Source organism: Gammaproteobacteria bacterium, from assembly GCA_016199745.1.
Classification (GTDB): domain Bacteria; phylum Pseudomonadota; class Gammaproteobacteria; order Acidiferrobacterales; family Sulfurifustaceae; genus JACQFZ01.
Genome location: JACQFZ010000071.1, coordinates 104,714 through 130,726, shown reverse-complemented (window position 1 = coordinate 130,726; position 26,013 = coordinate 104,714). Strand labels below are relative to the sequence as shown.

The window sequence follows — 26,013 nt, the reverse complement described above, 5'->3', positions numbered from 1 at the left end:
TGCCTTTCTGCCCACGCGGATTCAATAGAAACATGTGGGCAGAAAGGTGTTGCCCACCCTACATAGAATTAGTTTTTATCTGTGCTGTGAGTCGGGCAAATTCTGCCAACGACAACGTCTCCGCCCGCCGCACCGGGTCGATGCCGGCAGCGGCAAAGCCGGCATCGTCGATCAAGCCGCGCAAACAGTTGCGTAACGTCTTACGCCGCTGCGCAAACGCCGCCTTCACGACGCGATAGAAATTTTCCGGATGGGTTTGTTGGATGTCGGCTGCCGGTCGCGGGCGCAGGCGGACGATGCTGGAGTCGACCTTCGGCGGCGGTGTGAATGCGCCGGGGCCGACGTCGAACAGGTGTTCGACCTGGCAGCGCCACTGAATCATTACGCTCAAGCGGCCGTAGTCTTCCATGTCCGGCGCCGCCACCATGCGGTCGGCGACTTCTTTTTGCAACATGAACACCATGTCGGTGATGGCACTGGCATGATCGAGCAAATGAAATAGCAGCGGCGTCGAGATGTTGTACGGCAGATTGCCGATGATGCGTAGCGGTTGCGTTTGCGCGAGGTTGGCAAAGTTGAACGTGAGTGCATCGGCTTGATGCAGCACCAGCTGACCCTGACCGGCAGTCAGTGCCGGCAGGCGCGCCGCTAGATCACGGTCGAGCTCGACGGCGTGCAATGTGCCGGCGCGTTCGAGCAACGGCAATGTCAGCGCGCCGCGGCCGGGGCCGATTTCGACGATGGTTTCGCCGGGCCGCGGATTAAGGGCGTTGACGATGCGCTCGATGATCGAGCGGTCGTGCAGGAAGTGTTGACCGAAGCGTTTGCGCGGTCTTAGGAAATCGGTCATGCCGAACCGTGTACCGACTGTTTCGCTTTCGCCAGCTCAACCGCGAGCGCCAGCGCCGCCAGCAGACTTGACGGATCGGCGCGGCCGCTGCCGGCGAGTTCGAGCGCGGTGCCGTGATCGACCGAGGTGCGGATGAACGGTAATCCTAAGGTCACGTTCACCGCGTGCGCGAAATCGCGATGCTTTAGCACCGGCAAGCCTTGGTCGTGATACATCGCCAGTACCGCGTCGACCTCAGCCAAGTTCGACGGCAGGAACGCGGTATCGGCCGGTAACGGCCCACGCAGGCGCATGCCGCTGGCATTGAGCTGTTTCAGCACCGGTTCGATCACATCGATTTCTTCGCGTCCTAGGTGTCCGCCTTCGCCGGCATGCGGGTTCAGGCCGCAGACGGCGATGCGTGGCTCGGCGATGTTGAATTTTTCGCGCAAGTCGCGCTGCAGAATGGTCAGTACGCGGTGCAGCAGCTCCGGCGTGATATGGCGGCTAACCTCGGCTAGCGGCAGGTGCGTGGTCGCAAGCGCCACACGTAGACCGGGGCAGGTGAGCATCATCACCGGTTGTGCGCTCGTGCGCTCGCCGAAGAACTCGGTATGGCCGGTGAATGGAATACCGGCGTCGTTCAGGATGCCTTTGTGTACCGGCCCGGTGACCAGCGCGTCGAATTCGTCATGCAGACAGCCGTCGACCGCCACCCGCAACGTTTCGAGTACGTACGCGGCATTCGCCGGATCGAGTCGGCCGGGTGTGACTGGGTGGGCGGCGTTGATCGGCAGGACGTAGGTTCCGGCGGCGGCCGCGGCGGTGCGTCCGGGCCACGGCGACAACGGCAATGTCAGATTGAGCAAGCGCGCCCGCGCTTGTAATACCGTCGGATCACCGATGAAGACCAACCCGAAATCGCGCGGCTGCAGGGCGAGCCGCGCACAGAGCTCGGGTCCGACGCCGGCAGGTTCCCCCGGCGTTAGGGCAACTATTACAGGTCGCATCAGCGTACTAACTCCCCCTCTCCCTTCGGGAGAGGGATGGGGTGAGGGAAGTCGCAGTTCGCCCCGACGATAAATACCGTATGCATTCCTAGCCCTTCTCCCAGGAGCAGAGAGTTAACGAAGGGCGAGCGGCAAATCAGTCAACTTCGTCCAGCATAACCTCGACATAGGCCTCATCCCGCAGTCGCCGTAGCCATTGCTCATAACGATCGTCGGCCTTGCGTGCGTGGATTTGTTTGCGCGCTGTCAGACGGGCGCGCTCGTCCGTCATCGCTTGGCGGCGGTCGAGCACTTGGATGAGGTGCAAGCCGAACGGCGAAGCCACCGGCTCGCTGGTTTGTCCCGGCGTTAGGGCGTTCATGGCGCGCTCGAACTCGGGCACGACCTGTCCCGGATTTATCCAGCCGAGATCGCCGCCCTTACTGGCGGATAGCGGATCTTCGGAATAGGCGTGCGCCAGTTGGTCAAAATCTTCACCGTTGCTGATGCGCTCGCGCAGGCGACGCAAAGTTTGGGTCACCTCGTCGCGCGTTTGAATTTCGGTGGGCTTAATGAGGATATGACGGACGCGCGTTTGTTGTACCGCTTCTTCTTTAATGGCGCCGCCGCGACGTTGATTGAGTCGCAGCAGATGGAACCCGTTCGGGCCACGCAGCACGTCGCTGACCTCGCCCGGCTTTAATTTTTCGAGGGCGCCGACGAACAGCTCCGGCAGTTGGCCGGCGCTCTTCCAACCGATGTGGCCGCCCTTGAGCGCTTCCGCGCCCTGCGAATAAGTCACCGCGGCGCGCGCGAAATCTTCACCGGCTTTGATCTGCCGAGAGACGTCGTCGGCGCGTTTCTTCGCCGCTTGAATTTGCTCGGGGGTGGCCGATTCGGGAATGGGGAGATAAATATGCGACAGCTCGAACTCGTCGGCGGCCGGTTGCGCGCGGCTTTGCTCGATGAAATTGTTAATCTCGCTATCGCTGATGTTGATGCGATTGTTGACTTCGCGCTCGGTGAGCTGCTGCATCATTATTTGATCGCGCAGCTGCGCGCGATAGGCCGCCCGGTCGATCCCCTGTTGCTTAACCGTTTCATAGAGCTTGTCGACCGTCATCTGATTGCGGCTGGCGATGGACTGCAGCGCCTGTTCGATGTCCTGGTCGGTGACGCGGATGCCGGTTTGCGCGGCGAGCTGCAACTGCAGCTGATCGACGATCATCCGCTCCAGCAGCTGTCGGCGCAGCACGTCATCCGGCGGCGACTTGATCTTTTGCGCGGCGAGCTGCTCCTTTACTTCATGCAGCCGCGCCTCGAGCTCGGTAAGCGTGATGACATCGTTGTTGACGATCGCGACGACGCGATCGACGTCCTTTACTTGGTTGCTGGTCGCTGCCACCGCCGACGCGGTCGCTGGGACCAGCAGTGCGGCAAGCAGACAAGGAATGAAAAGTAAGCGCATGACAGTTCTCGATCGAATCCGGATAGCGCGAGCGTATCACAGGGTGTCGCTGCTATTGGAGCTGTGGCGCGGCGTAGTCGTTTGGAGAAATGGAAAAATGGCTGATTTTACAGTCGCCAACGATTCCGTTAGCGACGGGCGGAATTGCCGAGGCCGGCCAGCTCGATCTCAAAACCGAAGTTGGTGCGCTGCTCGGTGAACGGCGTTCCATCGGACGCATCTTCGTCGGTTTGTGTCAGGCGTCGATTGGCGTACAGCCGCACCGCCCAACAACAGGCGTTGTACTGGAGCCCGACCGTGCTCTCATGGTTCTCATTGTCGCGCGTCGAGTAGAGCGATCGGGTCTGTAATGCCCATGGCCCCCATAACGGCCATTCGAGCGCTATGTCGACTTCTTCCTTGGAGCCGCGTTCGCGCCGGTAACCGATCGTAAAGAACTTGTGCGAACCGGGCTGATACTCGATGTAGGAATTACTGCGTACCGCGGCATTGATCTCGGGCTCGTATTGAACAGTCGTGCGCGCCAGCCAGCTTGACGCCGGGTAGGCAATGGCCTCGGCGATGATGTTCGACGAGTCGTCGAACAGGCCTTCGCCGCCGCTTAAGACGACGCGGCGTTCGTTGAAGTAGTGGATACGGCCGATGCTGACGGCGAAAAGATCGGCGCCGTTCTGGTTCATGAGGTGCGAGGTTATACCGATGGCCAATTGGTTAGCATCGCCGATGCGATCACCGCCGACAAAGCGATTGTTACGGAACAAATTGGCATAGGTAAATTCCGGTACCCCGGAATCGAAAAGCAATTTCGACGATATTTGCCGTTGCTCGCGATAGGGGACATACAAATAGTAAAGCCGGGGTTCGAGCGTCTGCGAATAGGCCTTGCCACCGAATGTGAATTCGCGGTCGAAGAACAGCCCGCTGTCCAGATCGGCGAATGGCGCATCGATAGAGAAATTAGGATCGGGCTCGGTGGTACGTTCCAGCGAGTAATCGATATAGCGCCAACCAAGCTCGGGCGTCACGAAACCGTATGGCCGCGACACCGGCAGCTTGACGGATGGATTCAAATTCGTGCGATTCGCGATTAGGCCGACATCGCGTTTGAAGCGGTTGAACTCGCTATCGAAACCGTACTGTAGTCCGCTGACTGTCACCGGCGGTTGTGCGCTCAACAAGAGTTGCGGTAAGCGGGCATACGGCCGGCTGAGCGGATCGACCGAGCGGTCGAGCGATTGATAGTCGGAAGCGCGCACGGAAAACGTCCAAATTGCGCCGCGGTAAGTGAGCTCGGCATTCTGCGGCAAATCGGTGGCGCTAGTTTCGGTAAGACGCTCGCCGAAGTCATTCACGTAACTTGCATCGGACACGCGGCGCAGATCGACTTTTGCCGTCCAAAAGGCATTAAACGTCTGGTCGTGCAACAGCCGCCAGGCGGCGCGGTCCTCTTCCGTCTGTTTGTCGTCGTGTAGGTATTCGCCGTCGAATATGCCTTCGAAGCCAGGCCCTAAATATCGAAATTGACCACGCCATTGCAGGCCGCGTTCGGTCAGCAGCCGCGGCGTCAGGGTCGCATCGTAATTAGGCGCTAGGTTGAAGTAGTACGGCGCGGCAACGATAACTCCGAGATCGCTGCCATAACCGAACTCCGGCATCAGGAAGCCGCTCTTACGCTCGTTCGATATTGGGAAACTGAGGTAGGGCAGATATATCAGCGGCACGCCGCCGATATCGAGCGTGACCTGGTGTGCGGTGCCGAGATCTTCTTTGTTATCGAGATCGAGCGTGCGGGCGTGTAAGTACCAGTCGTTGCGTCCCTCGGGGCAGGTGGTGAAGCGCACATCTTTGAGGCGCGTCATGTCCTTGCCTTCGAAGTCGGTGTGCTGCATGTCGCCGCGGCCTTGGTTCGTCGGCAGGCGGAAAGTGCCGGCATCGGTGAAGCCGATGCGATCGTTGAGCTTGAGATGGGCCTCGCCCGTTCGGAATTGCGCGCCGTCCGGCGAGGTCATCGTGACGTTACCGTTGGCGTCTGCTTGGCTGGTTGTGCGGTTGTAGCGCAGATAGTCGGCGCCTACCCGCTCTCCATCGCGTTCGACCTCGGCATTGCCCTTGAGCTCGGTAACATCGGCATTGTGCGAAACGACGCTGTCGGCGCGAGCATGAGTTGGACCAGGTGTCGATGAAGCTGTCCGCGGGACCGGCGGAGTGGTAACGCGGTCGATGGGACAGGTATCGACGGATTCTTCTGCCCATACGCTCCCGGACGCGACGCACAATGCGTAGAGTAGAAGCCGTACGGCTTCGCGGGGTTTGCGGAAACGGGGAAGCATGAGGTTTATGATGTCCCGATAACTTTGCATACAATGCGCGCTCCATCAAGGCATAACGCGCGAGACTTATTCTAGTGTCTGATCAACGACTGACCGCGCTGTCCGAATGGGCGGCACAAATCTTGAGCGACTCTCATTGTACCGTTCGCCCGGCGTCGGCCGATGCGAGCTTTCGGCGTTACTTTCGCGTGCAAACCGCGAGCGGTGCAACTTTTATTGTCATGGATGCACCGCCGGACAAGGAAGACTCGCATCCGTACGTGCGCATCGCCCGCCGTTTTCGTGCGTTGGGCCTCAATGTACCGGAAATCATCGCCGAAGATTTGGCGCGCGGGTTCCTGCTGATCAGCGATCTTGGCGATAAGCTCTATTTGCAAGTGTTGAACGAGTCGACCGTCGAGCGGTTGTATCGCGATGCGATCGACGCGCTCATCGTCCTACAGTCAGGAACGCGCACCGATCCTGTGTTCCTGCCGCCCTATGATGCCGAGCTGCTGCGGCGTGAAATGGAATTGTTCCGCCAATGGTACTTGGGGTGTCATCTTAGCCGCTCTTTGTCGGCACGGCACAATGCCGTGCTCGACGACATCTTTACTTGTCTCATTGAGTCGGCGTTGGAGCAGCCTAAAGTCTGGGTACATCGTGACTATCATTCGCGCAACTTGATGGTGACATCGACTTCCAGTCCCGGCGTGCTCGACTTTCAAGACGCCGTGCATGGTCCAATCACCTACGATCTGGTGTCGTTGTTGCGCGATTGCTACGTGGCGTGGCCGCGGGCGCGGGTAGAGGGTTGGGTACAGGCCTATCAGGCGAAGGCCCAGCAAGCCGGTCTTTTATCGAGTGAAAGCCAAGCGCGCTTGCTTCGTTGGTTCGATTGGATGGGAGTACAGCGCCATCTCAAGGCTACCGGCATCTTCGCTCGACTCAATCATCGCGACGGTAAGCCAGGGTATTTGAACGATATTCCGCGGACGTTGGGTTACGTGCTCGATGTCACATCGCGTTATCACGAGCTGGCACCGTTGAGCGCGCTATTGCTTGAGCTCGACGCCGTACCGAAAGGGCGGTCATGAAGGCGATGATCCTTGCCGCCGGCCGCGGCGAGCGCATGCGACCGCTGACAGATACCTTACCGAAGCCATTGCTCCCTGTCGGGGGTCGGCCGTTGATCGTGCATTTAATCGAGAAGTTGGCGCGTGCCGGCTTGCGCGATATCGTTATTAATCATTCTTATTTGGGAAGCGCCATCGAACACGCATTGGCTGATGGCGCGCAGTACGGTGTACGTATCCGTTATTCACCCGAGTCGGACGGTCCGTTGGAGACGGGTGGTGGTATTCATCGCGCCTTGCCACTGCTGGGTGACGTTCCTTTCTTAGTGATCAACGGCGATGTCTGGACTGATTATCCTTTTGAAAAGCTTCTAGCGATCTCGATCGATCTCGCGCATCTCGTGTTGGTCGACAATCCTTCGCATCATCCGCAGGGAGACTTCGCGTTGCGAGAAGGTATCGTCGGCGATGACGGCTTGCCGCGGTTTACATTCGCCGGTGTCGGCGTCTATCGGCCAGCATTGTTTGCCCAATGTCAGCCGGGGCGGTTCCCGTTAGCGCCGTTGTTGCGGCAAGCAATGAAGAATGGACATGTGAGTGGCGAACACCATTCGGGATACTGGTTGGATGTTGGCACTCCTACCCGACTTCAAGAGCTCGACCGGCTGCTTAGCCGGGCCGGCAATTAGTAATAGGTATGGGGTCGATAACGGCCGATTCTTAGGCAGGTTCGCATAAGCTATTAATGCGTAAGGGAAAACTTTTGCTAGGCGTTAGTCGCGAATGCAGCCAAAATAAGGAAGCGGGTTCCGCCGCCTGGTTTGGGTGGCGCGGGTTGATAGGTTTAAGGGTGATAAAAAACCGGTAGCATCGCACCGATTTGGGGTTGGGCGATGCTACCGGCTCATTCTGCTGCGAGGCGGGCGATTCATCCAAATAACTGCAGCCTTTCGACCTTACCGAGACAGCGGCGGTTTCCCGCACACCCTCTCTAGCAGTTACTAGAAGACTCCCGCCTCTAGCGTTACTTCTTCTTCTTTGCTGCTTTTTTCTTAGCCTTTTTCTTTGCGGCCATGATGGGCTCCTTGGTTTAGGTTTAAGGGAGTTAAAACAGGGGCGACGCCCCTGCGGTACTGCTCGTGGCGCAAGACAAGAGACGGCTCATGACCATCTCTTCCAGGGATTCGGTAAGTGAGAGAGCGAGACCGCGGTAAGTCCACTTCGGTTGCAATCCGTTCCATTGTTCGACGGTTGCCCGGCGCTCAATTGTCTTTTGTTTTTCTTTTTCTGACAGAGCGCGGTGACTCGCGGTTGTGTTACTTCGCAATCGATCCAACAATCTGCGTTAGCCTCGTCTTGTTGTCTGTTCCGCTTTTGCTGTTTCTGCGATCGCGCTATCGCAATCGTTCGCTTCACAGCTCAACTTCATTCAGCGGTCGACGTTCCATGTCTCGAGCTCATCCTTTCTTTAGCAGATCTCCTTGATGTGTCAAGAACATTAAAACAAGAAATACAAAATTGCAAACCTTTTTTGGAAAACACAACGACACATCATCGCGCGTGACGCGTTGTGATCATGCGATCACGCGCGATGAACAACTCATCCGCACTTCGAGTCACCACAGTTGAGACAGGTGACACATCCATCTAAGCGGATGACTGCCTTTGCCGAACACTTGGCACACAACTGAGCGTCAGCGGGGAACTCACCGTTGCTATCAGCGCTTGGTGCAGCGTTACGATTCGAAACTTCGGCGCGCTTCTCGGCGAGAAATTGTTTGCGCGACGCATCCATCTCTTCCGTTGGTATCAAACCGATCTTCTTCAGATGTCGTTCGATGACATCGCCGAGGTCGGCGACCAACGACGGTGTGTAATGCCCCTTCTTGAAGTAGCCGCCGCGCGGATCGAACACGGAGCGCAGCTCTTCGACCAAGAACGTGCAATCACCGCCTTTGCGAAACACTGCCGAGATGACGCGCGTTAGCGCTACCACCCACTGAAAGTGGTCCATGTTCTTGGAATTAATGAAGATCTCAAACGGCCGGCGACGTTCGTTCGGCGTATCCAGGTTGAGGATGATGTCATTAATCGTCACATAGAGCGCATGCTCGGTAAGCGGCGTTTTGATCTTGTAGGTCGAGCCCTCGAGCAGGTCGGGACGCTCGAGCTTCTCGTGCATGTGCACGACGTTGCTCTCAGGACGCGCCGGCTCCTCGTTCTTGACGACATCGAAACCGGTAATCTTTTCGCTGATCTTGATAGCCATAGTGGCCTCCAAAATTTGGCGAGGGCGAGTTTCGCTTTGTTCGAGAAAACCCACCCCCACCCTTTATCCTCCCCCTGAGGGGAAGTATGTGAGACGCGTTAGTTAGAATCTGCCGTAGTACCCTTCTTTGAGGGCGTCATAGAGGTTAGCGGCCGTGTGCATTTCACCGTCGTACTCGATTTCTTCGTTGCCTTTCACTTCGACGACTTTGCCGTCGGCCAGTGTGAAGCGATAGGTCGTGTTCTCGAGATCCTTTTCCTTGACCAGGACGCCTTGGAACGCCGCCGGGTTGAAGCGGAAGGTGGTGCAACCCTTGAGGCCTTTGTCGTAGGCGTACATGTAAATGTCTTTGAAGTCTTCGAACGGGAAGTCCGTCGGTACATTGGCGGTTTTCGAGATCGAAGAATCCACCCATTTTTGCGCGGCCGCCTGAATATCGACGTGTTGCCGCGGCAAGATATCGTCGGCGGCGACGAAGTAGTCGGGCAGCTTGTTTTGCGGATCTTGTGTCTCTGGGTCGGCATCCGGGTTGATCAAGGTGCGATAGGCCAACAGCTCGTACGAGTACACATCGACCTTCTCTTTGCTCTTCTTGCCTTCGCGAATAACATTGCGCGAGTACTTGTGCGCGAACGATGGCTCGATGCCGTTGCTGGCGTTGTTGCCGAGCGACAACGAGATGGTGCCGGTCGGTGCGATCGACGTGTGATGTGTGAAGCGTGCACCCTTCTCGGCGATGCGTTCGGTCAACGACTTATCGAACTGTTGCATGTAGCGGCTGTAACGTCCGAGTAGGATACGACCCGGTACCTTGTCGCCGACTTTGTAACCGTCGGTGCGCATCTCCGGGCGACGCACCAGCATCTCTTCGGTGACTTCGAATTCATCAACCATAATCGGCGCGGGCCCTTTTTCTTCCGCCAACTCGACGCCGACTTCCCAACCGACTTCCGCCATCTCGCGCGCCACTCGTTCGGTGAAGGCGAGCGATTCGGTCGAGCCGTATTTCATCTTGAGCAGAGTGAGGGTCGAACCGAGGCCCAAGAAACCCATGCCATGGCGGCGCTTGTGTTCGATTTCATAACGTTGCCGCTCAAGCGGCAAGCCATTGATCTCGACGACGTTGTCGAGCATGCGGGTGAATATGCCGATGACCTCGCGATACTTCTGCCAGTTGAAGTGGGCGCGATCGGTGAATGCGTCCTCGACGAATTTCGTCAGGTTGACCGATCCGAGCAAGCACGAACCGTACGGTGGCAGCGGTTGCTCACCGCAGGGATTGGTGGCGCGGATGTTCTCGCAGAACCAATTGTTGTTCATCTCGTTGATGCGGTCGATCAGGATGAATCCGGGTTCGGCGTAGTCGTAGGTCGACGCCATGATCAAGTCCCACAAGCGCTGCGCCGGCAGGGTTTTGTAAACCCGGCAGGCGATGCGACCGATGTCGTCGGTAATGTAGCTGTGGTTCTCCGGCCAATAGCGCCAAACGATCTTGGTGTCCTTGTTGTCGTATTCCGATTGGCTCGCCGGAAACGCTAACTCCCAGGGACCATCGCTCTTCACCGCCTGCATGAATTCATCGGTGATGAGGCAAGACAAATTGAACTGGCGCAGCCGCGCGTTCTCGCGCTTGGCGCGGATGAAGTCGGTGATGTCGGGATGCGAGATATCGAACGTGCCCATCTGCGCACCGCGGCGGCCGCCGGCCGACGAAACGGTGAAGCACATGGCGTCGAAGATATCCATGAAGGAAAGTGGGCCCGAGGTATAGGCGCCGGCGCCGCTGACAAACGCCCCCTTGGGACGCAAGGTGGAGAATTCGTAGCCGATGCCGCAGCCGGCCTTGAGGGTCAAGCCCGCTTCATGCACCGCGGCGAGAATGCCGTCCATTGAGTCCGGCACTGTGCCGGAGACGGTACAGTTAATCGTGCTGGTGGCCGGCTTATGTTCTTGCGCGCCGGCATTCGACGTTACGCGGCCGGCTGGAATCGCGCCATTCTGCAGCGCCCACAAAAAGCGCTCATACCACAAACTGCGTTTGTCTTCGGTTATTTCAACTTCGGCTAATGCGCGGGCGACGCGGGTGTAGGTGCCTTGCATATCTTGGTCGACGACTTCCCCGTTCTTGGCTTTGAGACGATATTTTTTGTCCCAAATGTCGTAAGACGCGGGTTGATAGGGAATCTCGGTCGATACTGCCGGGACAGCCTGTAAGGGAACTGCGTTCATTCTCTCCCCTCCATAATCCTTGCTGGGTTCAGACCGCGGCTGCTAGGTCGGGTCGTTAAAAAATGGGTGATAAAGTGGGAAAACACAACATGTAGAGTTCGATGGGAAGAGTAGTCGCTACATGTTGTGTCGTCAAGAAGCCGTCACATAAGTTGCGCACCTTTATATATGGGTAAAAGTCGGCATGCCCGGCGTGTGCCGCCGGGCATAGACCGCTAGATATCGCGGGAGTACGGACGAAAAGACTTAAGGGGTGTAACCGAAATTACTTTTGAACTGACTAAAAAATTCATCACGCGTGAAGCGATGATTTTGGGTACCGGCATGGGCGATTTTTATCGCGCCGAGTAACGAGCTGATACGTCCGGTGGTTTCCCAATCGAGTTCGTTGGTCAGTCCATACAGTAGGCCGGCGCGGTAAGCATCGCCGCAACCGGTCGGATCGCGCGCGTCGCGCGTCTTCGCCGCTGGAATGTCGATGACGCGGCCCTTGCTATAGATCTTCGAGCCTTGTGCCCCGAGCGTCACGATAATCGCCTCGACCCGGTCGGCCAGGTCGGCCAGCGTTTTGCCAGTGCGTTCTTGCATAAGTTGCGCTTCGTAGTCGTTTAGCGTCACCCACGTCGCCTGATCGATGAAGCGCAGCAGTTCAGCGCCATTAAACAGCGGCATGCCCTGACCCGGATCGAAGATAAACGGGATATTCGCTTCGGCGAACTGCGTGGCGTGCTGCACCATGCCATCGCGGCCGTCCGGCGCAACGATGCCGATACGCGCACCGCTGTCGCGTGGTACTTGCACGGTGTGCGAGTGATTCATCGCGCCTGGGTGGAAAGCGGTGATCTGGTTGTCATCTAAATCGGTGGTGATGAAGGCTTGCGCTGTATAGCTGCCATCGACCTCGCGCAAATAACGGCGATCGATCTGCCATTGATCCATCCACTCGGCATACGGCCGGAAGTCGATGCCGACCGTACCCAACGGCAATGGCTCGCTGCCGAGCAGCTTCAAGTTGTAAGCAATGTTGCCGGCGCAGCCGCCGAACTCGCGGCGCATGTCCGGCACTTGGAACGACACATTCAGAATATGAATCTTGTCGGGCAGGATGTGATTCTTGAAGCGATCGCGAAACACCATGATGGTGTCGTACGCGAACGATCCGCAGATGAGAGCGGTCATGGACAATCCTTTTATCGTTTAAATGGGGAGCGGGGTGGATTGTGGCAAAAAGCGCCTCGCCTCGAAAGGCTTGCGCTTCTATGGCAGTTCACGCACTAATGGCACTGCTGCAATGCCCCGCTGAATAGCGTTGTTTTATGGTTGTGCTACTACTTTCTAGAAGGCCCGTGTCCTAACGCGACCTACCAGGAACGACAATCATGTCAATCACTTATTGCCGGGCGCGAGGCCCGATCCTTTCTCTTCATAACGCGATCGTCGTGCTGGCGGTTTTTTTGAGTGGGTGCATATCGGGCCGAGAGACGCTCGATTTGCGCATCTCACCGTCGACCAACAGTCAAACCGGAAGGGCTGTGCAAATTGTCCGGGTTACGGATCATCGAACGTTTGAGCTAAAACCGACTGACCCTGCCACGCCGTCATTAAAGGACGGAAAAATTCAAAACAAAGCCATTACCTCGCGCGCCATCGCCCGCAAACGTAATAACTACGGTAAGGCGATGGGCGACGTCGTGCTACCACAGGGGCGTACGGTAGAGAACCTTGTGGAGGAGGCGATCGCGAAATCGTTTAGGGAGGCGGGTTATCGAGTAGTCATGAAGGGCGAATCGAATGCCGGTGCGATCCCCGTTTACGCCGACATCGTTCAATTTTGGGCGTGGTTCCCCTTGGATACTTTTCTTACGACCTATGAATTCAAAGCGACAGTCAACATAAGAGCACCGCTCAGTGGGCTGCAGAGCGGCGTGGAAATTGTCGGTCATGCGACCGATGTAACGTTTCCGAGCTGGGAAAAGGTGATCAGTAAGGGATTGGAGGATTTTATGCATAACCTCCAAGGGCGCCTAAAGTCGCCCGCCGCCCAGCCATAATAAAATCATCTCGCCCCTGACCCGCGCTGCAGTAACGTGCGCGCGTCGTGGGCGATTAGAAGTTCCTCGTTCACTGGGATGACATACACCGCAATCGTCGATTCGCTCGTTGTTAGCGGTTGTTCGGTGGGTGCCGTTGCATTCACGTTCGTATCCAGACGTAATCCACACCACTGCATGTCGGCACAGATGCGCGACCGAATCGACGGTGCATGCTCGCCGATGCCGCCACCGAATAAGACTGCTTCCGCACCGCCCAATACCGCGAGATATGCCCCCAGATACTTGCGCACGCGATGACAGAACGCGTCGATCGCGCGGATCGCGCCGACGTGCCCTTCGGATTCGAGCTTGAGCAACGTGCGCATGTCGCCGCTGGCGCGCGACAGCGCTTGCAAACCGGATGAGCGATAAAGACCGTCGCTCAACGTTGCCGCGTCCATACCGGCGGCAACGAGCGACAGCAGCGCGCCGGGGTCAACATCGCCGCAGCGGTTGGACATGATGAGTCCTTCGAGCGGCGTGTAGCCCATGCTGGTATCGATCGAGCGGCCGTTGCATATCGCCGCCGCCGAGCAGCCATTGCCGAGTTGAAAGGTAATAACGCGCGGCTCGGCGATCGTGTTGTGACGCAGTGCCAAGTAGCGCTCATACATGTAACGGTGAGCGATACCATGAAAGCCGTAGCGTTTAATGGCGTGCGGTTCGGTCCACGCGTGCGGTAACGCGTAGCAACGGGCGGCCGCTGGTAGCGTCGTATGAAATGCCGTGTCGAACACGGCGACCATCGGCAGCGCCTCACCAAACTCGCGCCGACAGATGTCGATGACGTCGAGTGCCGGCGGGTTGTGTAATGGCGCCAGCGATGTGAGCGCCGCGAGGCGCACGATGACATCGTCGGTCAGGAGCACCGGTTCACGAAAAATATCGCCGCCATGAACAATGCGGTGACCGATTGCGATCGGCGTTACGCCAACCGATTCCTCGCGCAACCGATGCAGTAACCACTGCGTCGCCTCGCCGAGGTGTCGGGCGCGCGCGTGCCCGTGGTGCTTTTGTCCATGGATCTCCCAGGTCCATTTGGCTTGTGCACCGAACGATTCGACGACACCGGCGACCAGGAGCGTCAGCTCGGCGTCGTCGGCGAAGGCGCGAAATTTGAGCGACGAACTGCCGGCGTTAAAGACGAGGATGGCCATGGCGTGACGTTTCTTCCTAGAATAAAGGATTACCGATTAATCGGACCATCGCTGCTGCAGACGGTTCGTGTTCGGAGCTCGTCCGCTCGCGATGGACTGCATGTTGTTGAGGCGACATCGTCGGCGTGTCGCCCAACCGACCTAGTACAAGTTTCTTATACTTAGAGGTATGACCCAGCCTCCGGTAAATCCGACGCTGATATCAACGCCAGAAAGCGGCACCGAACCCACACTGCTGGCGGGACGCTATGAGTTGCTCGGTGAAATCGGCGCCGGCGGCATGGGCCGCGTTTATCGCGCGCGTGACCGCGAGACCGGCGAGATCCTTGCGCTCAAAACATTGAAGCCGGAGCTGGCCGCCGATCCGGGCATGAGCGAGCGCTTCAAGAATGAGTTGCGATTGGCACGTCGCATCACGCATAAGAATGTTTGTCGCATCTACGATTTCAACCGCACCGACGCGCTCGCGTTCATCACCATGGAGTACGTCGAGGGCGAGACGCTGCGCGCGCTGATCGATCGCAGTGGTCCGCTGGCGCCGTCGCGTGCGATCGCTATCGCGCTGCAAATTTGCGCCGGTCTGCGCGAAGCGCATGCCCAGGGCGTGGTCCACCGCGATCTCAAACCGGAAAACGTCATGATCGCCAAGTCCGGTGTCGTGAAGCTGATGGACTTCGGCATCGCCCGTTCGGTTGACACGTCGACGACGCAAACCATAATTGGTACGCCGGCCTACATGGCGCCCGAGCAGGCGCAAGGACGGGCGGTCGATGCACGCACTGACATCTATGCGCTCGGCCTTACGCTCTATGAGTGTTTGACAGCGCGTTGCGCATTCACCGGCGCCACACCGATCGAGATAGCGATCAAGCAGGTGCAATCGCGACCGACGCCGCTGCGCACGGTACGCCCAGACATTCCGCCGGCATTGGAGGCGGCAGTGCTGCGTTGTCTGGAAAAAGAACGCGAGCAACGCTTCGCCTCGATCGACGTGCTCACTGCTGCACTCACCCATACTACCGCTGGCAGTCGTCGCCCGACGGCGACGACATCGGTAACGCCGGCACCGTCGAACACTTGGCGCTGGGTGGCATTAACGCTACTGGCGATCGTGATTGGCGGGATTTGGCATAAAAAATCGAACGCACCGGTCATGCCGCCGATGCCGGTCGCAACTGCGCCATCGATGCCGGCCATCAGACCAGCGCCACCAGCGCCGGTCAATCCGCCGCCGCCCCTGCCGGCAGAAGCGCCATCGCCGTCATTCGATACACCACGCATGCCCCCGTTAAACGAGCCGTCGTTCGGATCGCCACTTCCGGAATTCGATCGGGTCAAAGCCGCTGCCGAAGCCGGCGACGCCAACGCGCAATTCCGCTTAGCCCACATGCTGTGGGACGGTACCGCTGGCACCCGCGACGAGACGCAAGCGCGCGATTGGATGGAGCGCGCAGCCGAGCAGGGGCATCGGGATGCACAATTCGCGCTCGGTTCTTTTTACGAGCGCCGTAACGACGTACGCACCGCGGCCGGCTGGTACCAGCGCGCCGCCGAAGCCGGCCACAACGATGCACGCAACGCGCTGCTGCGTTTGCGCCAGCGTACTAGCGCACGGCAGCAAAGCCGCTAAATTTTCCATGTCTTGCCGCGATAGCGCGGCGGCGAACGGCGCCACGATCGGATTTTTGCGGTTACCACTTTTGTAATCGGTTAGCGCTTGCACCAGATAGTCCGGATATTGACCAGCGAGTCGCGGGAACTGCGCCGTGCTGCCGCTACCGTCGGCGCCATGACAACCTTGGCACATCTGCGATTTTTCTTTGCCGGCCGCCGATGCCGTGACAACCGGCGCACATTGACGTTTTGCGCGCCCCGGTCGCCGGTCTGTGTCGCGGTGACTCCCGCTCAGCAGAGGCTCGCTAGCAAGAGTGCCCGTGCCGCCGCCGGCATACGGCCGCTTAGCGAAACTCTTCGAGCAGGCTCACCAAATCGTCGGCGTGCTCTTCTTCCACCGCCAGGATCTGTTCCAGCATACGACGCGTGGTCGGGTCGTTCTCGCCGATGTAATTCACCATTTCGCGATAGCTGTCGATAGCGATACGCTCGGCCACCAGGTCTTCTTTAACCATGCCGATCAGCGATTCGCCTTCGATGTATTCCGAATGACTGCGTGACAACATTCCCTCGGGCGACAGATTGGGCTCGCCGCCGAGCTGGACGATACGTTCGGCGATTTGATCGGCATGGGCCTGTTCTTCGTTAGCGTGCTCGAGAAATTCGGCGGCGACACTTTGCGCATTGATGCCGCTGGCCATGAAGTAGTGGCGCTTGTAGCGCAGCACGCAGACGATTTCGGTCGCGAGCGCCTCGTTCAACAATTTGACGACGGTGTCGCGATCGGCCTGATAGCCTGGCGTCACGGCGCCTTGTTCGATATGTTCGCGCGCACGTTCGCGCAGTGTCTTGATATCCGTCAGAAAAGGAGAGTGGATCTCGCTCATAGCGGCTGCTCCTGTTGTTTGCGTGGGATTCCTTCCCAGCACGATGCCAGTCATCATATGCAAAGGCGGCGCCGTCGCCAATTCGTAGTCAGTGTTTACCCTCGCCTATAATCGGGTGCGATGAAATTGAAATTAAAAAAACTTGCGTTAAGCCGTTTGCGGTTCGAATGCACCGGTTGTGGTGGTTGTTGCACCGGCCGCGGCGAACACTACATCGCGACGACATCGGCCGAGCAGCGTGGCATCCAACGATTCCTCGGTATCTCCTGGCGCTGGTTTCGACAGCGATACCTTACGGTTTATGAGGACGGCACCGAGAGCCTGCGCTGGGAGCATGACCGTTGCGTGTTTCTCGACGGTGAGCGTCGTTGCCGCATTTACGCCGTACGACCGTCGCAGTGCCGTACTTATCCTTTTTGGTCCGATGTCACGCAAAGCGCTCGTCATTGGCAGGCGGAAGCACGGCGTTGCGAGGGCATCGGTCGTGGTACGGTGATTCCGCTGGAACAGGTGCAGGCGCAATTGCGTCGCGGTGACTAACACGATTACTGACTGGGATGGATAACAACCGCATGAATAACCCGACCCGACTGGAACACGATCTGCTGGGTGAACGCGAAGTGCCGGCCACTGCTTATTGGGGCATTCACACGCTGCGCGCGCTCGAAAATTTTCCGATCTCCGGCCAGAAGATCGCCGGTTATCCCGATTTGCTGCGCGCATTGGCGCTGGTCAAGCAAGCCGCGGCCGAAGCCAATCGCGAGCTCAGTGTGCTTGAGCCGGTGTTGTGCGACGCCATCGTCGGCGCCTGCCGCGAAATCGTCGCCGGCCGCTGGCACGATGAGTTCGTCGTCGACGTCATTCAAGGGGGTGCCGGTACGTCGACCAACATGAATGCCAATGAAGTCATCGCCAATCGTGCACTCGAGCTGCTCGATCGGCAGAAAGGCGATTACGATTATTTACATCCGATCGAGCACGTCAACAAATCGCAAAGCACGAACGATGTGTATCCCACCGCCATCCGAGTTGCGACTTGTTTCGCGATCGAGCGATTGTTGCAAGCGATGACCGAGCTGCGCGTCGCCTTCGAGAAAAAGTCGGCGGAATTCCGCAACGTGTTGAAGCTCGGTCGCACGCAGTTGCAAGATGCGGTGCCGATGACTTTGGGCCAAGAGTTCAGCACGTACTCCGTCATGCTCGGCGAAGACGAGCAGCGCTTGTCGGAAGCGGTGCGCTTGATGTACGAAATCAATTTGGGCGCTACGGCAATCGGTACCGGTATCAATACCGACCCGCGCTACGCGGCGCTCGCCTGCGGCAATCTCTCGACACTGACCGGTTTGCCACTTATCTCCGCGCCTAACTTGATCGAGGCAACGCAAGACGTCGGCGGGTTCGTACAACTCTCCGGCGTGCTCAAGCGCATCGCCGTCAAACTGTCGAAGACCTGCAACGATTTGCGGTTGCTGTCGAGCGGCCCACAGACCGGCTTGGGCGAAATCAATTTACCGCCGCGTGCTGCCGGCTCCAGCATCATGCCCGGCAAAGTTAATCCGATCATTCCGGAAGTGGTCAATCAAGTCGCGTTCGAAGTGATCGGCAACGACATCACCGTCACCATGGCGGCCGAGGCCGGGCAACTGCAGCTCAATGCGTTCGAGCCGATCATTGCGCATAGCTTGTTCAAGAGCCTGCAACACTTGCGCGAGGCGTGCTTCACGCTGGCCAACAATTGCGTCGCCGGCATCACCGCCAATCGCGAAAAATTAGAGAACAATGTTCGCATGTCGGCCGCGCTCGCCACCGCGCTCAATCCTTACATCGGTTACGAGAAGGCATCGCGTGTCGCCAAAGAAGCGCAGCGCACGGGTCGGCCGGTGGCCGAACTGGTGTTGGAGATGGGTTACTTGAGCCAAGAAGAGCTCGATCAGTTGATGCGGCCGGAGACATTGACGGCACCGTTTTCGGTACGCGATTTGAAGCCGGTGAATAGACGTTAATAATTAGGATGACTAGTGTCCGGTCCGTTACATCACCAAAAAAACTCATCCAGAAGCTTATTTGTGCGTCTCCCTCTCCCCTCGCGGGAGAAGGAACAAGGGAGAGGGGAAAACTGACGGACTATTTTGTATGACTACCCCTCTCCCCCCCGGCCTCTCTCCCGCAAGGGGAGAGGGGAGTAGCTTACGGTTACGTTATTTACCAAATTGATGAGACGGGATACTAATGCAGAGGTACGAATGAGCCAGCGGATTTGCGTGTTGTACGTGGGTGGCACCATCGGCATGTCCGCCTCCGCCGGTGGGCTCGTGCCGTCGAAGGTTGATGGCGACGGCATCATGCAGTTGCTGCAGATGGCCGCCATCGATACTTCCGGCCTGTCGATCGTCGCCTTGGGTAATCCCATCGACAGTGCCGACGCCACACCGGCGGATTGGACGCGCATCGCCCGCCGCATCGCCGAGCTCTACAACGACTACGACGGCTTCATCGTGTTGCACGGTACCGACACGATGGCCTACACCGCTTCGGCGCTGTCGTTTCTGCTGCGTGGTTTGAAGAAGCCGGTCGTACTCACGGGTGCGCAGATTCCATTGGCGCAATCGACAAGCGACGGTCCGGCGAATTTGATCGCGGCCTATCGCGTCGCCGCGAGCGCGCAGGTACACGAAGTCGTCGTCTGCTTTGGTCGCTATGTGTTGCGCGGTAATCGTAGTCGTAAGTTAAATGCTCATCGCTTCGACGCGTTCGACAGTCCAAATTTTCCGCGGCTCGCCGAGATTGGCGAGTCCATTTCTTGGAATGCCGAATCGCTGTTGCCGTGTCCGGACAAAGAGCGTTTCGAGTTGGTCGATTATCGCGCGGGCGCAGTACTGAGCTGGCGTTTGATGCCGGGCGCGGCCGGCGATGCGTTGATCGAACGGCTGGCGCGCCCGCCGCGAGCGCTGATTCTAGAGAGCTATGGTGCCGGTACCGGTCCGACGCGCGATCCGGCGTTGTTGCGCGCTATTGCTCACGCTGTTGCCGACGGCAGTATATGTGTGGCTATCAGTCAATGTCCGTGGAGCGAAGTCGATCTCGCGTTATACGCGACCGGTCGCGCGTATGCGACAGCCGGTGTTATTGGCGCGCGCGATTTAACGTTCGAGAGCGTTTACGCCAAGTTGCATCATTTGCTGGCGTTGGGTTTGAAGCCCGACGCGGTACGGCGTGAGTTGTTGCTGGCCCGCGCCGGTGAGTTAACTGCATAGTTTTGCCCCAGCTCTCCGTTAAATACATGGAGGGCGGAAAAATCGGCACCATCCAACGTGCTGCTACGGAGGGCAGGCACGCCACCGTCAACCGCTTGCTTCGCACCGGATGGGCAACACCTTCCACCGCCGCATGAATGCGCGCAAATCCTTCCAGCAGACCACACGCGCAATGTTGGGCGCACAGCCGGCGGAAGATCTTCGAGACCAAGACTATGGAACCCGAGCCCGCCGACCAGGTATTTAGACTGGATCGGCGCGTTATATGCGATCGAGACCAAGATCCGGGCTGACGGGAGATCGCAAGCGGGCGCGACGACAGGAACAGGCCAAACCCATCGTCGAACAACTCTTCCAATGGATCGACCGTCAGTTCGACCGGCAAGGGTTCCTGCCGAGCAGCCCGTTCCTCAGTGCGCTCGCGTACATCCGCGAGCGCCGTGTCGGCCTATCTATATATCTGGACGATCCGGACGTGACGATCGACACCAATCACCTGGAACGTGCCCTACGCGTCATTCCGATGGGCAAAAAGAATGGGCTCTTCTGTTGGACGGAACTCGGCGCCAAACAGGTCGGCATCGTACAAAGCTTGCTGACCACATGTCGGCTGCATGCTATCGATTCCTACGACTACCTCGTCGATGTGCTGCAACGGGTTGGGCAGTATCCGGCGTCGCGGGTCCATCAATTGATGCCATGGGTGTGGAAGCAATTATTCGCGGGCAAGCCGTTGCGCGCCGATCTGTATGATATTGGGAGATCACATGGCTAAACTGCTGAGCGGTTACGCCTGACGCTCGACGATGCGCCGGAGGCGTATCTCGCATGTTTCGCGACAAGTTGGATGGATGCGCGAAGGTGGTGCTGAGCACTTGAGTCGGAAATTCGTTTGGGAGTTCATCCAACCTATGTAGGTCGGATCAAGCCGCAACGCGGCGGACCCGACGAAATATTATTTCGATGGGTCCGCTGCGCTTGACCCATTCTACAAGCTTAGCCGTCATTCCCGCGTAGGCGGGAATCCAGTCTAACGGCTGCCGCCTGGTCGTCATGATTTTTTCGCTTCCGCGATCAACCATTCCTTGAACACTTTTATCTTGCGCACGCTCGCCGCCGCGCGCGCGTGCACGAGGTAGTAGCCGTGCTTGCGCTTGTGCGTCTGCGCGAACGCCTGCACCAGCCGCCCGGACGCGAGCTCGTCGTGCGCCAGGAACAACGGCAGGATCGCCGCGCCCATGCCGGTCGCGGCTGCTTCGATGATCATGAAGAAGTGCTCGAAGCCGGGCGCGTGGCGCATATTCGGCGACGGCAGGCCGCAGGCGGCGAAGAACTCCGACCATGCCTCCGGGCGCGTGGTGTGTTGCAACAACCGATGCTTGGGCAGGTCGGCTGGCGTGCGCAGCGGCGTGCCGCCCTGCAACAATGCCGGCGCGCAGAATACGCCGACGGTGTCGTGCATCACCCGCGTCGCCTCGGTGTCGGGCCATTGGCCGAGGCCGTAGCGTATCGCGACGTCGATCGATTCGGTGGCGAAGTTCACCGCGTGCTCGCTCGCAGTCACGTCGACCAGGATGTCCGGGTACAGCTGCTGGAAGCTGGACAGCCGCGGCACCAGCCAGCGCATGGCGAAGGTGGGCAGCACGCTGATCGACAGCATGCCGCCGTCTTGCGCGCGTTGCAGTGCGCGCGTGGCCGCGGCGATGCGGTCCAACGCCTCGCCGACCTGCGCATAGTAGGCGCTGCCCGCGGGCGTCAGCTCGATGCTGCGACCGACGCGCTTGAAGAGCGGCATGCCGAGTTCCTGTTCCAGCGTCTGCACCATGCGGCTGACCGCGCCCTGTGTAACGTGCAGCTCCTGCGCCGCTTTGGTGAAGCTCAGCGAGCGCGCCGCCGCCTCGAAGCTGCGCACGGCGTTGAGCGAAGGCAGGCGCCGGCTCATGCGCTGAACGCCCCGCGCTTTTTATCGAAGCGGGATGGGGAAAGGGAGGTGAGATGGCGGATGCCGCAGCCCATTCAGGTTTCGCTCGATGACATGTCCATGAGTTTAACTCATAAAACAACGCACATTTCTCGTTTGTGAGCGTGGACCATTTTGGCTTTAAATTAGGAGTCGAGGTCACCGTCGTCGAGAAGAAGCCGGCCAAGCGCATCCTCATCATGGACACGATGGTGCGGTAGAAAAGCCATTTCGGCCTTCCTCATTCAGGAGATCAGTATGAGAAAACTTACGCCATTTCACCTCGCCTTCCCGGTCGACGACCTGAACAAAGCACGCACCTTTTACGGCCAGGTCCTGAGTTGCCACGAGGGCCGCGCCAGCGATACCTGGATCGACTTCGATTTATTCGGCCACCAGATCGTGACCCACCTCGCGCCCGTGGCGCCCAAGCACCACAACCCGGTCGACAAGCACGACGTGCCGGTGCCGCACTTCGGCGTGTTGCTGGAGTGGGACGAATTCCACGGCTTTGCCGAGCGCATCCGCGCCGCCGGTGTCGAATTCGTGATCGAACCGACGATCCGCTTCAAAGGCCAGGTAGGCGAGCAGGCGACGATGTTCTTCCTCGACTACGCCGGCAACGCCCTCGAGTTCAAGGCCTTCCGCGACATGGAGTCGCTGTTCGCCAAATGACGCCGCGGTGCACCATGCTGACCATCGAACGCCTGAACCGCCTCAACCCGCGCGCACCGGTGCGCAACGATCTGGTTCGGTTACTGCGCGAGGCGTTGTCATGACCGCGACGACACAACCGCGGCTGCAGAACCAGGTCGCGCTCGTGACCGGTGCGACCTCGGGCATCGGCGAAGCGATCGCGCGCCGCTTCGCCGCAGAGGGCGCGTGCGTCGCCGTCGTCGGCCGCAACCGCGAGCGGGGCGACGCAGTCGTGCGCTCGATCACCAAGGCCGGCGGCATGGCGCAATTCTTCGCGGCCGACGTGACCTCCGACCACGCCGTGCAAAGCCTCGTGTACGAGGTGCGTGAGCGCTTCGACACGCTCAGCATCGTCGTGAACAACGCGGGGCTTTCGGTGCCCGGCAGCGTCGTCGACATCACGCCTGCGCAATGGGACGAGGTGTTCCGTATCAACGTCAGCTCCGCGTACCTCGTGAGCCACCACGCGATGCTGCACCTGTTGACACGCGGCGACGGCGCGGTGATCAACATCTCCTCCGAGGCGGGCCTGAAAGGCCTGAAGGATCGGGCGGCCTATTGCGCGGCCAAGGCGGCGCTCGTCGGCCTGACGAAGGCGATGGCGGTCGACCATTCGGGCCACGGCGTGCGCATCAACTGCATCTGCCCCGGCACGATCGAGACACCGATGGTCAGCCGCCTCATCGACACACATGTCGATCCGCAAGCAATGAAGGACGAGTTTCTGCAGCGCCGCCTCACGCCCTATCTCGGCACACCGGACGACGTCGCCGAGGCCGCGCTCTATTTCGCGCTGCCCGGCAATCGGTATGTGACCGGCGCGATCCTGTCCGTCGACGGCGGCTCGCTCGCGCGCTAGGACAACCACCGAACACGCCGAACAGGCCAAGTCGCGTAGTGTCGGTATCGCGGTATCCGCGAAGTATCGACTGAACGACAAAACCGAATCCCTTCACCGCGAGCCACCGAGCGAAGGTTGTCCTCGGGGGCGGGCCACCCTCTGATTGAAGGAATGACGCCCATGATTGTTCGATCGATTGATGAAATTGCCGCTACGGTCCGAGACGTTGCCTGGGGCAACGGCGAGAGCCGCCGGCTCCTCGTTAAAAGCGACGGGATGGGTTTCGCCGTTGCCGAAACGCTCGTATATGACAAACCGAATCGATAAGGCCGGCGTTGTTTATGCCACGCTCGCTTATCTCGCCTGGGGTGTGTTCCCGATCTACTTCAAGGCGCTGCAAGAAGTAGCGCCGCTCGAAGTGTTGGTACACCGCGTGCTGTGGTCGCTCGGCTTCTTGTTGATCGTGTTGGCATGGCAGCGGCATTTTGGCTGGCTGCGCACGGTTTGGCAGCAACCGCGGCTGCTGGCGCGATTCGCGTTGAGCGCGGTGGCGTTGTCGGTCAACTGGCTGGTTTATATCTGGTCCGTCGGTGTCGGCCGGGTCGTCGACGCCAGCCTCGGTTACTTCATCACGCCGCTGTTCTCGGTGATGCTCGGCCTGATCGTGCTGCATGAGCGGCTACGCGCCGGCCAGTGGTTAGCGCTGGCGACGGCAGCGCTCGGCGTGATTTGGTTGACGTGGCAGACGGCGCAGTTGCCGTGGATCGGCCTAGTGTTGGCAACATCGTTCAGTCTGTACGGTTTATTACGCAAGACGGCATCGCTTGGCACGCTCGAAGGGTTGTCGCTGGAAACGCTGCTGTTGTTTCCGGTGGCGCTCGCCTTTTTATTGTACTTAGGCGATCGCAGTGCTCTGGTGTCGGGCTCGATCACGACGCAGGCGTTGCTGGTCACGGTGGGTCCGATCACGGCAATTCCATTGCTGTTATTCGCCGCCGGTGCGCGGCGCTTGCCGCTATCGATGATCGGGCTGTTGCAATACATCGCGCCGACGCTGCAGCTGCTGGTTGGCGTTTGGTTGTATCACGAGCCGCTTAGCGGGCCGAAGTTGCTGGGCTACGCGTTGATCTGGTTGGCATTGGCGATCTACACCGCTGAAGGCTTGTGGAGCGGGCGGCAACATCAATCGCAAAGCGATGCCAGTCGAGCCTGTCCGCCGTTCGAGTAATTCAACCGGCGCCGAACAGCGCTTGCTGAGCCTGCCGCAGCACGCGCTCGCCGCGTTCGAGCACAGTGCTGCGCCATTTATCGTCGGCCGGACAAAAAACTGCACATAGCGCCGCCCGCGCCCGCCGGTAGGCGGCGCTATCGATGCCGGCGTGAAAGTAAGCGCGGTTTTCACGGTACAATGTCGCGATCATTTGTCCTAGCGCAACCGTGCCGAATTCGAGCACCGTGGTGTAGTTGTCGGCACCGGCAAACAAACGGCTGATGTGCTCGGTAACGCCGCCGCTCACGTGATACGACACCGAGCGGTCCGGTTGATCGCCGCTGACTTCGGCACCGAACCAACGCCGCATCAGCTGAAAGCGCGGCGTGCCTTCGTCGGCATCCACCAGCAGTTTGTAAGTCCCCGAACGTCCTAAGCCAGTATGCAGATCGAACGCGATCAAACGCTCGACCGATCCGAGTCGCGGATCGCACAGAATGGTACGTAGATGTGCTGTCGATTGCTCGGTTTGGGCGCCGCCATAAAAAATACCGCGTGGGAATTCGTATTGGCCGCCGGCAATAGCTTGCTTCATCGTCGCCATGCCCTGGGTCAACGTGTACCACAGCGCGTACGCCCAGAAGCCGTCGATCATGCCCGGCGGCGACGCTGGGTTGAGCCAATTATTGAGCCGGCCATACGCCGGATTGGCTGGCCCAGGAAATTGCTCGAGCGAGTTGCGGTTCAAGTCGACGTTATGTTCGTTCGTGCGTCGCCGCCAGGCGAAGCCCCACGGATTCAGCGCATGAACGAATAGCCAACCGGCGTCGGCGGGTAGGGTGGTCGGATCCAGCTGTGCCAGCCAACGCTGCTGCAAGGCACTGCCGAAGAAGCCTTCCGCTCCGTGCGTGCCGGAGACGACGAGGATGAGCCGGCGTGGTTGCATGGCGCCAACGTAGGCGGTGTCGATGCTGAGGGGGTGCTCGCCGGGGCCGGGTGCGCTGATCGGATAACGAGCGAGTCGGGCGCCGCAGCGCTGAGCGATGTTGAGAAATTGATCGCGCGCCGTGAAGTAATCGGGCGCGAAGTAACGTTCGGGTGCTATCGGCGTGTCTGCTGACATCCTGACCCG

23 protein-coding genes are annotated in these 26,013 nt (G+C 59.1%); 12 read left to right on the top strand and 11 right to left on the bottom strand.

The features are described 5' to 3' along the window. Nucleotides 1–58: 58 nt before the first annotated feature. The 4 genes from rsmA to HY308_19435 all read right to left on the bottom strand — a co-directional run bounded on the left by rsmA (nucleotide 59) and on the right by HY308_19435 (nucleotide 5,646). Nucleotides 59–850: a 16S rRNA (adenine(1518)-N(6)/adenine(1519)-N(6))-dimethyltransferase RsmA gene (gene rsmA / locus HY308_19450; GenBank protein MBI3900438.1), complete on the bottom strand. Its 792-nt coding sequence runs from the start codon at nucleotides 848–850 to the stop codon at nucleotides 59–61. After that, on the bottom strand, nucleotides 847–1,839 hold the full coding sequence (gene pdxA / locus HY308_19445) for a 4-hydroxythreonine-4-phosphate dehydrogenase PdxA (GenBank protein MBI3900437.1): 993 nt from the start codon (nucleotides 1,837–1,839) through the stop codon (nucleotides 847–849). The genes rsmA and pdxA overlap by 4 nt, the downstream gene beginning before the upstream one ends. Before the next feature lie 136 nt (nucleotides 1,840–1,975). Next, nucleotides 1,976–3,286: a peptidylprolyl isomerase gene (locus HY308_19440; protein ID MBI3900436.1), complete on the bottom strand. Its 1,311-nt coding sequence runs from the start codon at nucleotides 3,284–3,286 to the stop codon at nucleotides 1,976–1,978. 128 nt (nucleotides 3,287–3,414) lie between these two features. Next, on the bottom strand, nucleotides 3,415–5,646 hold the full coding sequence (locus tag HY308_19435) for an LPS-assembly protein LptD (protein MBI3900435.1): 2,232 nt from the start codon (nucleotides 5,644–5,646) through the stop codon (nucleotides 3,415–3,417). A 59-nt stretch (nucleotides 5,647–5,705) separates the two neighbouring features. On the opposite strand from HY308_19435, the gene HY308_19430 reads away from it, so the two are divergent. Continuing rightward, on the top strand, nucleotides 5,706–6,692 hold the full coding sequence (locus tag HY308_19430) for a phosphotransferase (protein ID MBI3900434.1): 987 nt from the start codon (nucleotides 5,706–5,708) through the stop codon (nucleotides 6,690–6,692). Next, nucleotides 6,689–7,360 (top strand): nucleotidyltransferase family protein, encoded by a 672-nt coding sequence (locus HY308_19425; GenBank protein ID MBI3900433.1) that lies wholly within the window; start codon nucleotides 6,689–6,691, stop codon nucleotides 7,358–7,360. Before HY308_19430 ends, HY308_19425 begins: the two co-directional genes overlap by 4 nt. Before the next feature lie 911 nt (nucleotides 7,361–8,271). On the opposite strand, the gene HY308_19420 is transcribed toward HY308_19425, so the two are convergent. From HY308_19420 to HY308_19410, 3 genes are all read right to left on the bottom strand, one after another. Beyond that, on the bottom strand, nucleotides 8,272–8,940 hold the full coding sequence (locus HY308_19420; protein MBI3900432.1) for an NrdJb: 669 nt from the start codon (nucleotides 8,938–8,940) through the stop codon (nucleotides 8,272–8,274). Between the two features lie 102 nt (nucleotides 8,941–9,042). Further along, the gene (locus HY308_19415; protein ID MBI3900431.1) at nucleotides 9,043–11,169 is read right to left on the bottom strand and encodes an adenosylcobalamin-dependent ribonucleoside-diphosphate reductase; all 2,127 of its coding nucleotides are present in this window, start codon (nucleotides 11,167–11,169) and stop codon (nucleotides 9,043–9,045) included. Between the two features lie 246 nt (nucleotides 11,170–11,415). Further along, nucleotides 11,416–12,348: a carbohydrate kinase family protein gene (locus HY308_19410; GenBank protein MBI3900430.1), complete on the bottom strand. Its 933-nt coding sequence runs from the start codon at nucleotides 12,346–12,348 to the stop codon at nucleotides 11,416–11,418. 200 nt (nucleotides 12,349–12,548) lie between these two features. Between HY308_19410 and HY308_19405 the strand changes: the two genes are divergently transcribed. Then, nucleotides 12,549–13,220 carry a flagellar biosynthesis protein gene (locus HY308_19405; GenBank protein MBI3900429.1) on the top strand — a complete coding sequence of 224 codons (672 nt, stop codon included), beginning with the start codon at nucleotides 12,549–12,551 and terminating at the stop codon, nucleotides 13,218–13,220. Between the two features lie 5 nt (nucleotides 13,221–13,225). On the opposite strand, the gene HY308_19400 is transcribed toward HY308_19405, so the two are convergent. Continuing rightward, complete coding sequence (locus HY308_19400; GenBank protein ID MBI3900428.1) at nucleotides 13,226–14,419, bottom strand: acetate/propionate family kinase; 1,194 nt, start codon at nucleotides 14,417–14,419, stop codon at nucleotides 13,226–13,228. 169 nt (nucleotides 14,420–14,588) lie between these two features. Between HY308_19400 and HY308_19395 the strand changes: the two genes are divergently transcribed. Further along, entirely contained in the window at nucleotides 14,589–16,049 is a 1,461-nt protein-coding gene (locus HY308_19395) for a protein kinase (protein MBI3900427.1), read from the top strand. A 328-nt stretch (nucleotides 16,050–16,377) separates the two neighbouring features. Here HY308_19395 and HY308_19390 read toward each other — a convergent pair whose 3' ends face one another. Next, nucleotides 16,378–16,920 carry a bacterioferritin gene (locus HY308_19390; GenBank protein MBI3900426.1) on the bottom strand — a complete coding sequence of 181 codons (543 nt, stop codon included), beginning with the start codon at nucleotides 16,918–16,920 and terminating at the stop codon, nucleotides 16,378–16,380. Nucleotides 16,921–17,040: 120 nt separating this feature from the next. On the opposite strand from HY308_19390, the gene HY308_19385 reads away from it, so the two are divergent. The 4 genes from HY308_19385 to HY308_19370 all read left to right on the top strand — a co-directional run bounded on the left by HY308_19385 (nucleotide 17,041) and on the right by HY308_19370 (nucleotide 20,949). Beyond that, on the top strand, nucleotides 17,041–17,460 hold the full coding sequence (locus HY308_19385) for a YkgJ family cysteine cluster protein (protein MBI3900425.1): 420 nt from the start codon (nucleotides 17,041–17,043) through the stop codon (nucleotides 17,458–17,460). A 32-nt stretch (nucleotides 17,461–17,492) separates the two neighbouring features. After that, nucleotides 17,493–18,923: an aspartate ammonia-lyase gene (locus tag HY308_19380; GenBank protein ID MBI3900424.1), complete on the top strand. Its 1,431-nt coding sequence runs from the start codon at nucleotides 17,493–17,495 to the stop codon at nucleotides 18,921–18,923. Between the two features lie 240 nt (nucleotides 18,924–19,163). After that, nucleotides 19,164–20,174 (top strand): asparaginase, encoded by a 1,011-nt coding sequence (locus HY308_19375; protein MBI3900423.1) that lies wholly within the window; start codon nucleotides 19,164–19,166, stop codon nucleotides 20,172–20,174. Between the two features lie 265 nt (nucleotides 20,175–20,439). Next, nucleotides 20,440–20,949: a transposase gene (locus HY308_19370; GenBank protein ID MBI3900422.1), complete on the top strand. Its 510-nt coding sequence runs from the start codon at nucleotides 20,440–20,442 to the stop codon at nucleotides 20,947–20,949. Between the two features lie 276 nt (nucleotides 20,950–21,225). Here the strand turns inward: HY308_19370 and gcvA are convergent, their stop codons facing one another. Then, nucleotides 21,226–22,116 (bottom strand): transcriptional regulator GcvA, encoded by an 891-nt coding sequence (gene gcvA / locus HY308_19365; protein MBI3900421.1) that lies wholly within the window; start codon nucleotides 22,114–22,116, stop codon nucleotides 21,226–21,228. Nucleotides 22,117–22,392: 276 nt separating this feature from the next. On the opposite strand from gcvA, the gene HY308_19360 reads away from it, so the two are divergent. The 4 genes from HY308_19360 (at nucleotide 22,393) to rarD (ending at nucleotide 24,899) form a co-directional block, all read left to right on the top strand. After that, the gene (locus tag HY308_19360) at nucleotides 22,393–22,809 is read left to right on the top strand and encodes a VOC family protein (GenBank protein ID MBI3900420.1); all 417 of its coding nucleotides are present in this window, start codon (nucleotides 22,393–22,395) and stop codon (nucleotides 22,807–22,809) included. Between the two features lie 100 nt (nucleotides 22,810–22,909). Next, on the top strand, nucleotides 22,910–23,689 hold the full coding sequence (locus tag HY308_19355) for an SDR family oxidoreductase (protein ID MBI3900419.1): 780 nt from the start codon (nucleotides 22,910–22,912) through the stop codon (nucleotides 23,687–23,689). A 162-nt stretch (nucleotides 23,690–23,851) separates the two neighbouring features. Next, nucleotides 23,852–23,998 carry an ectoine synthase gene (locus HY308_19350; protein MBI3900418.1) on the top strand — a complete coding sequence of 49 codons (147 nt, stop codon included), beginning with the start codon at nucleotides 23,852–23,854 and terminating at the stop codon, nucleotides 23,996–23,998. Next, nucleotides 23,979–24,899 carry an EamA family transporter RarD gene (rarD, locus tag HY308_19345; GenBank protein ID MBI3900417.1) on the top strand — a complete coding sequence of 307 codons (921 nt, stop codon included), beginning with the start codon at nucleotides 23,979–23,981 and terminating at the stop codon, nucleotides 24,897–24,899. Before HY308_19350 ends, rarD begins: the two co-directional genes overlap by 20 nt. Before the next feature lies 1 nt (nucleotide 24,900). Here rarD and HY308_19340 read toward each other — a convergent pair whose 3' ends face one another. After that, on the bottom strand, nucleotides 24,901–26,004 hold the full coding sequence (locus HY308_19340; protein ID MBI3900416.1) for a DUF2817 domain-containing protein: 1,104 nt from the start codon (nucleotides 26,002–26,004) through the stop codon (nucleotides 24,901–24,903). Between the last annotated feature and the right edge of the window lie 9 nt (nucleotides 26,005–26,013).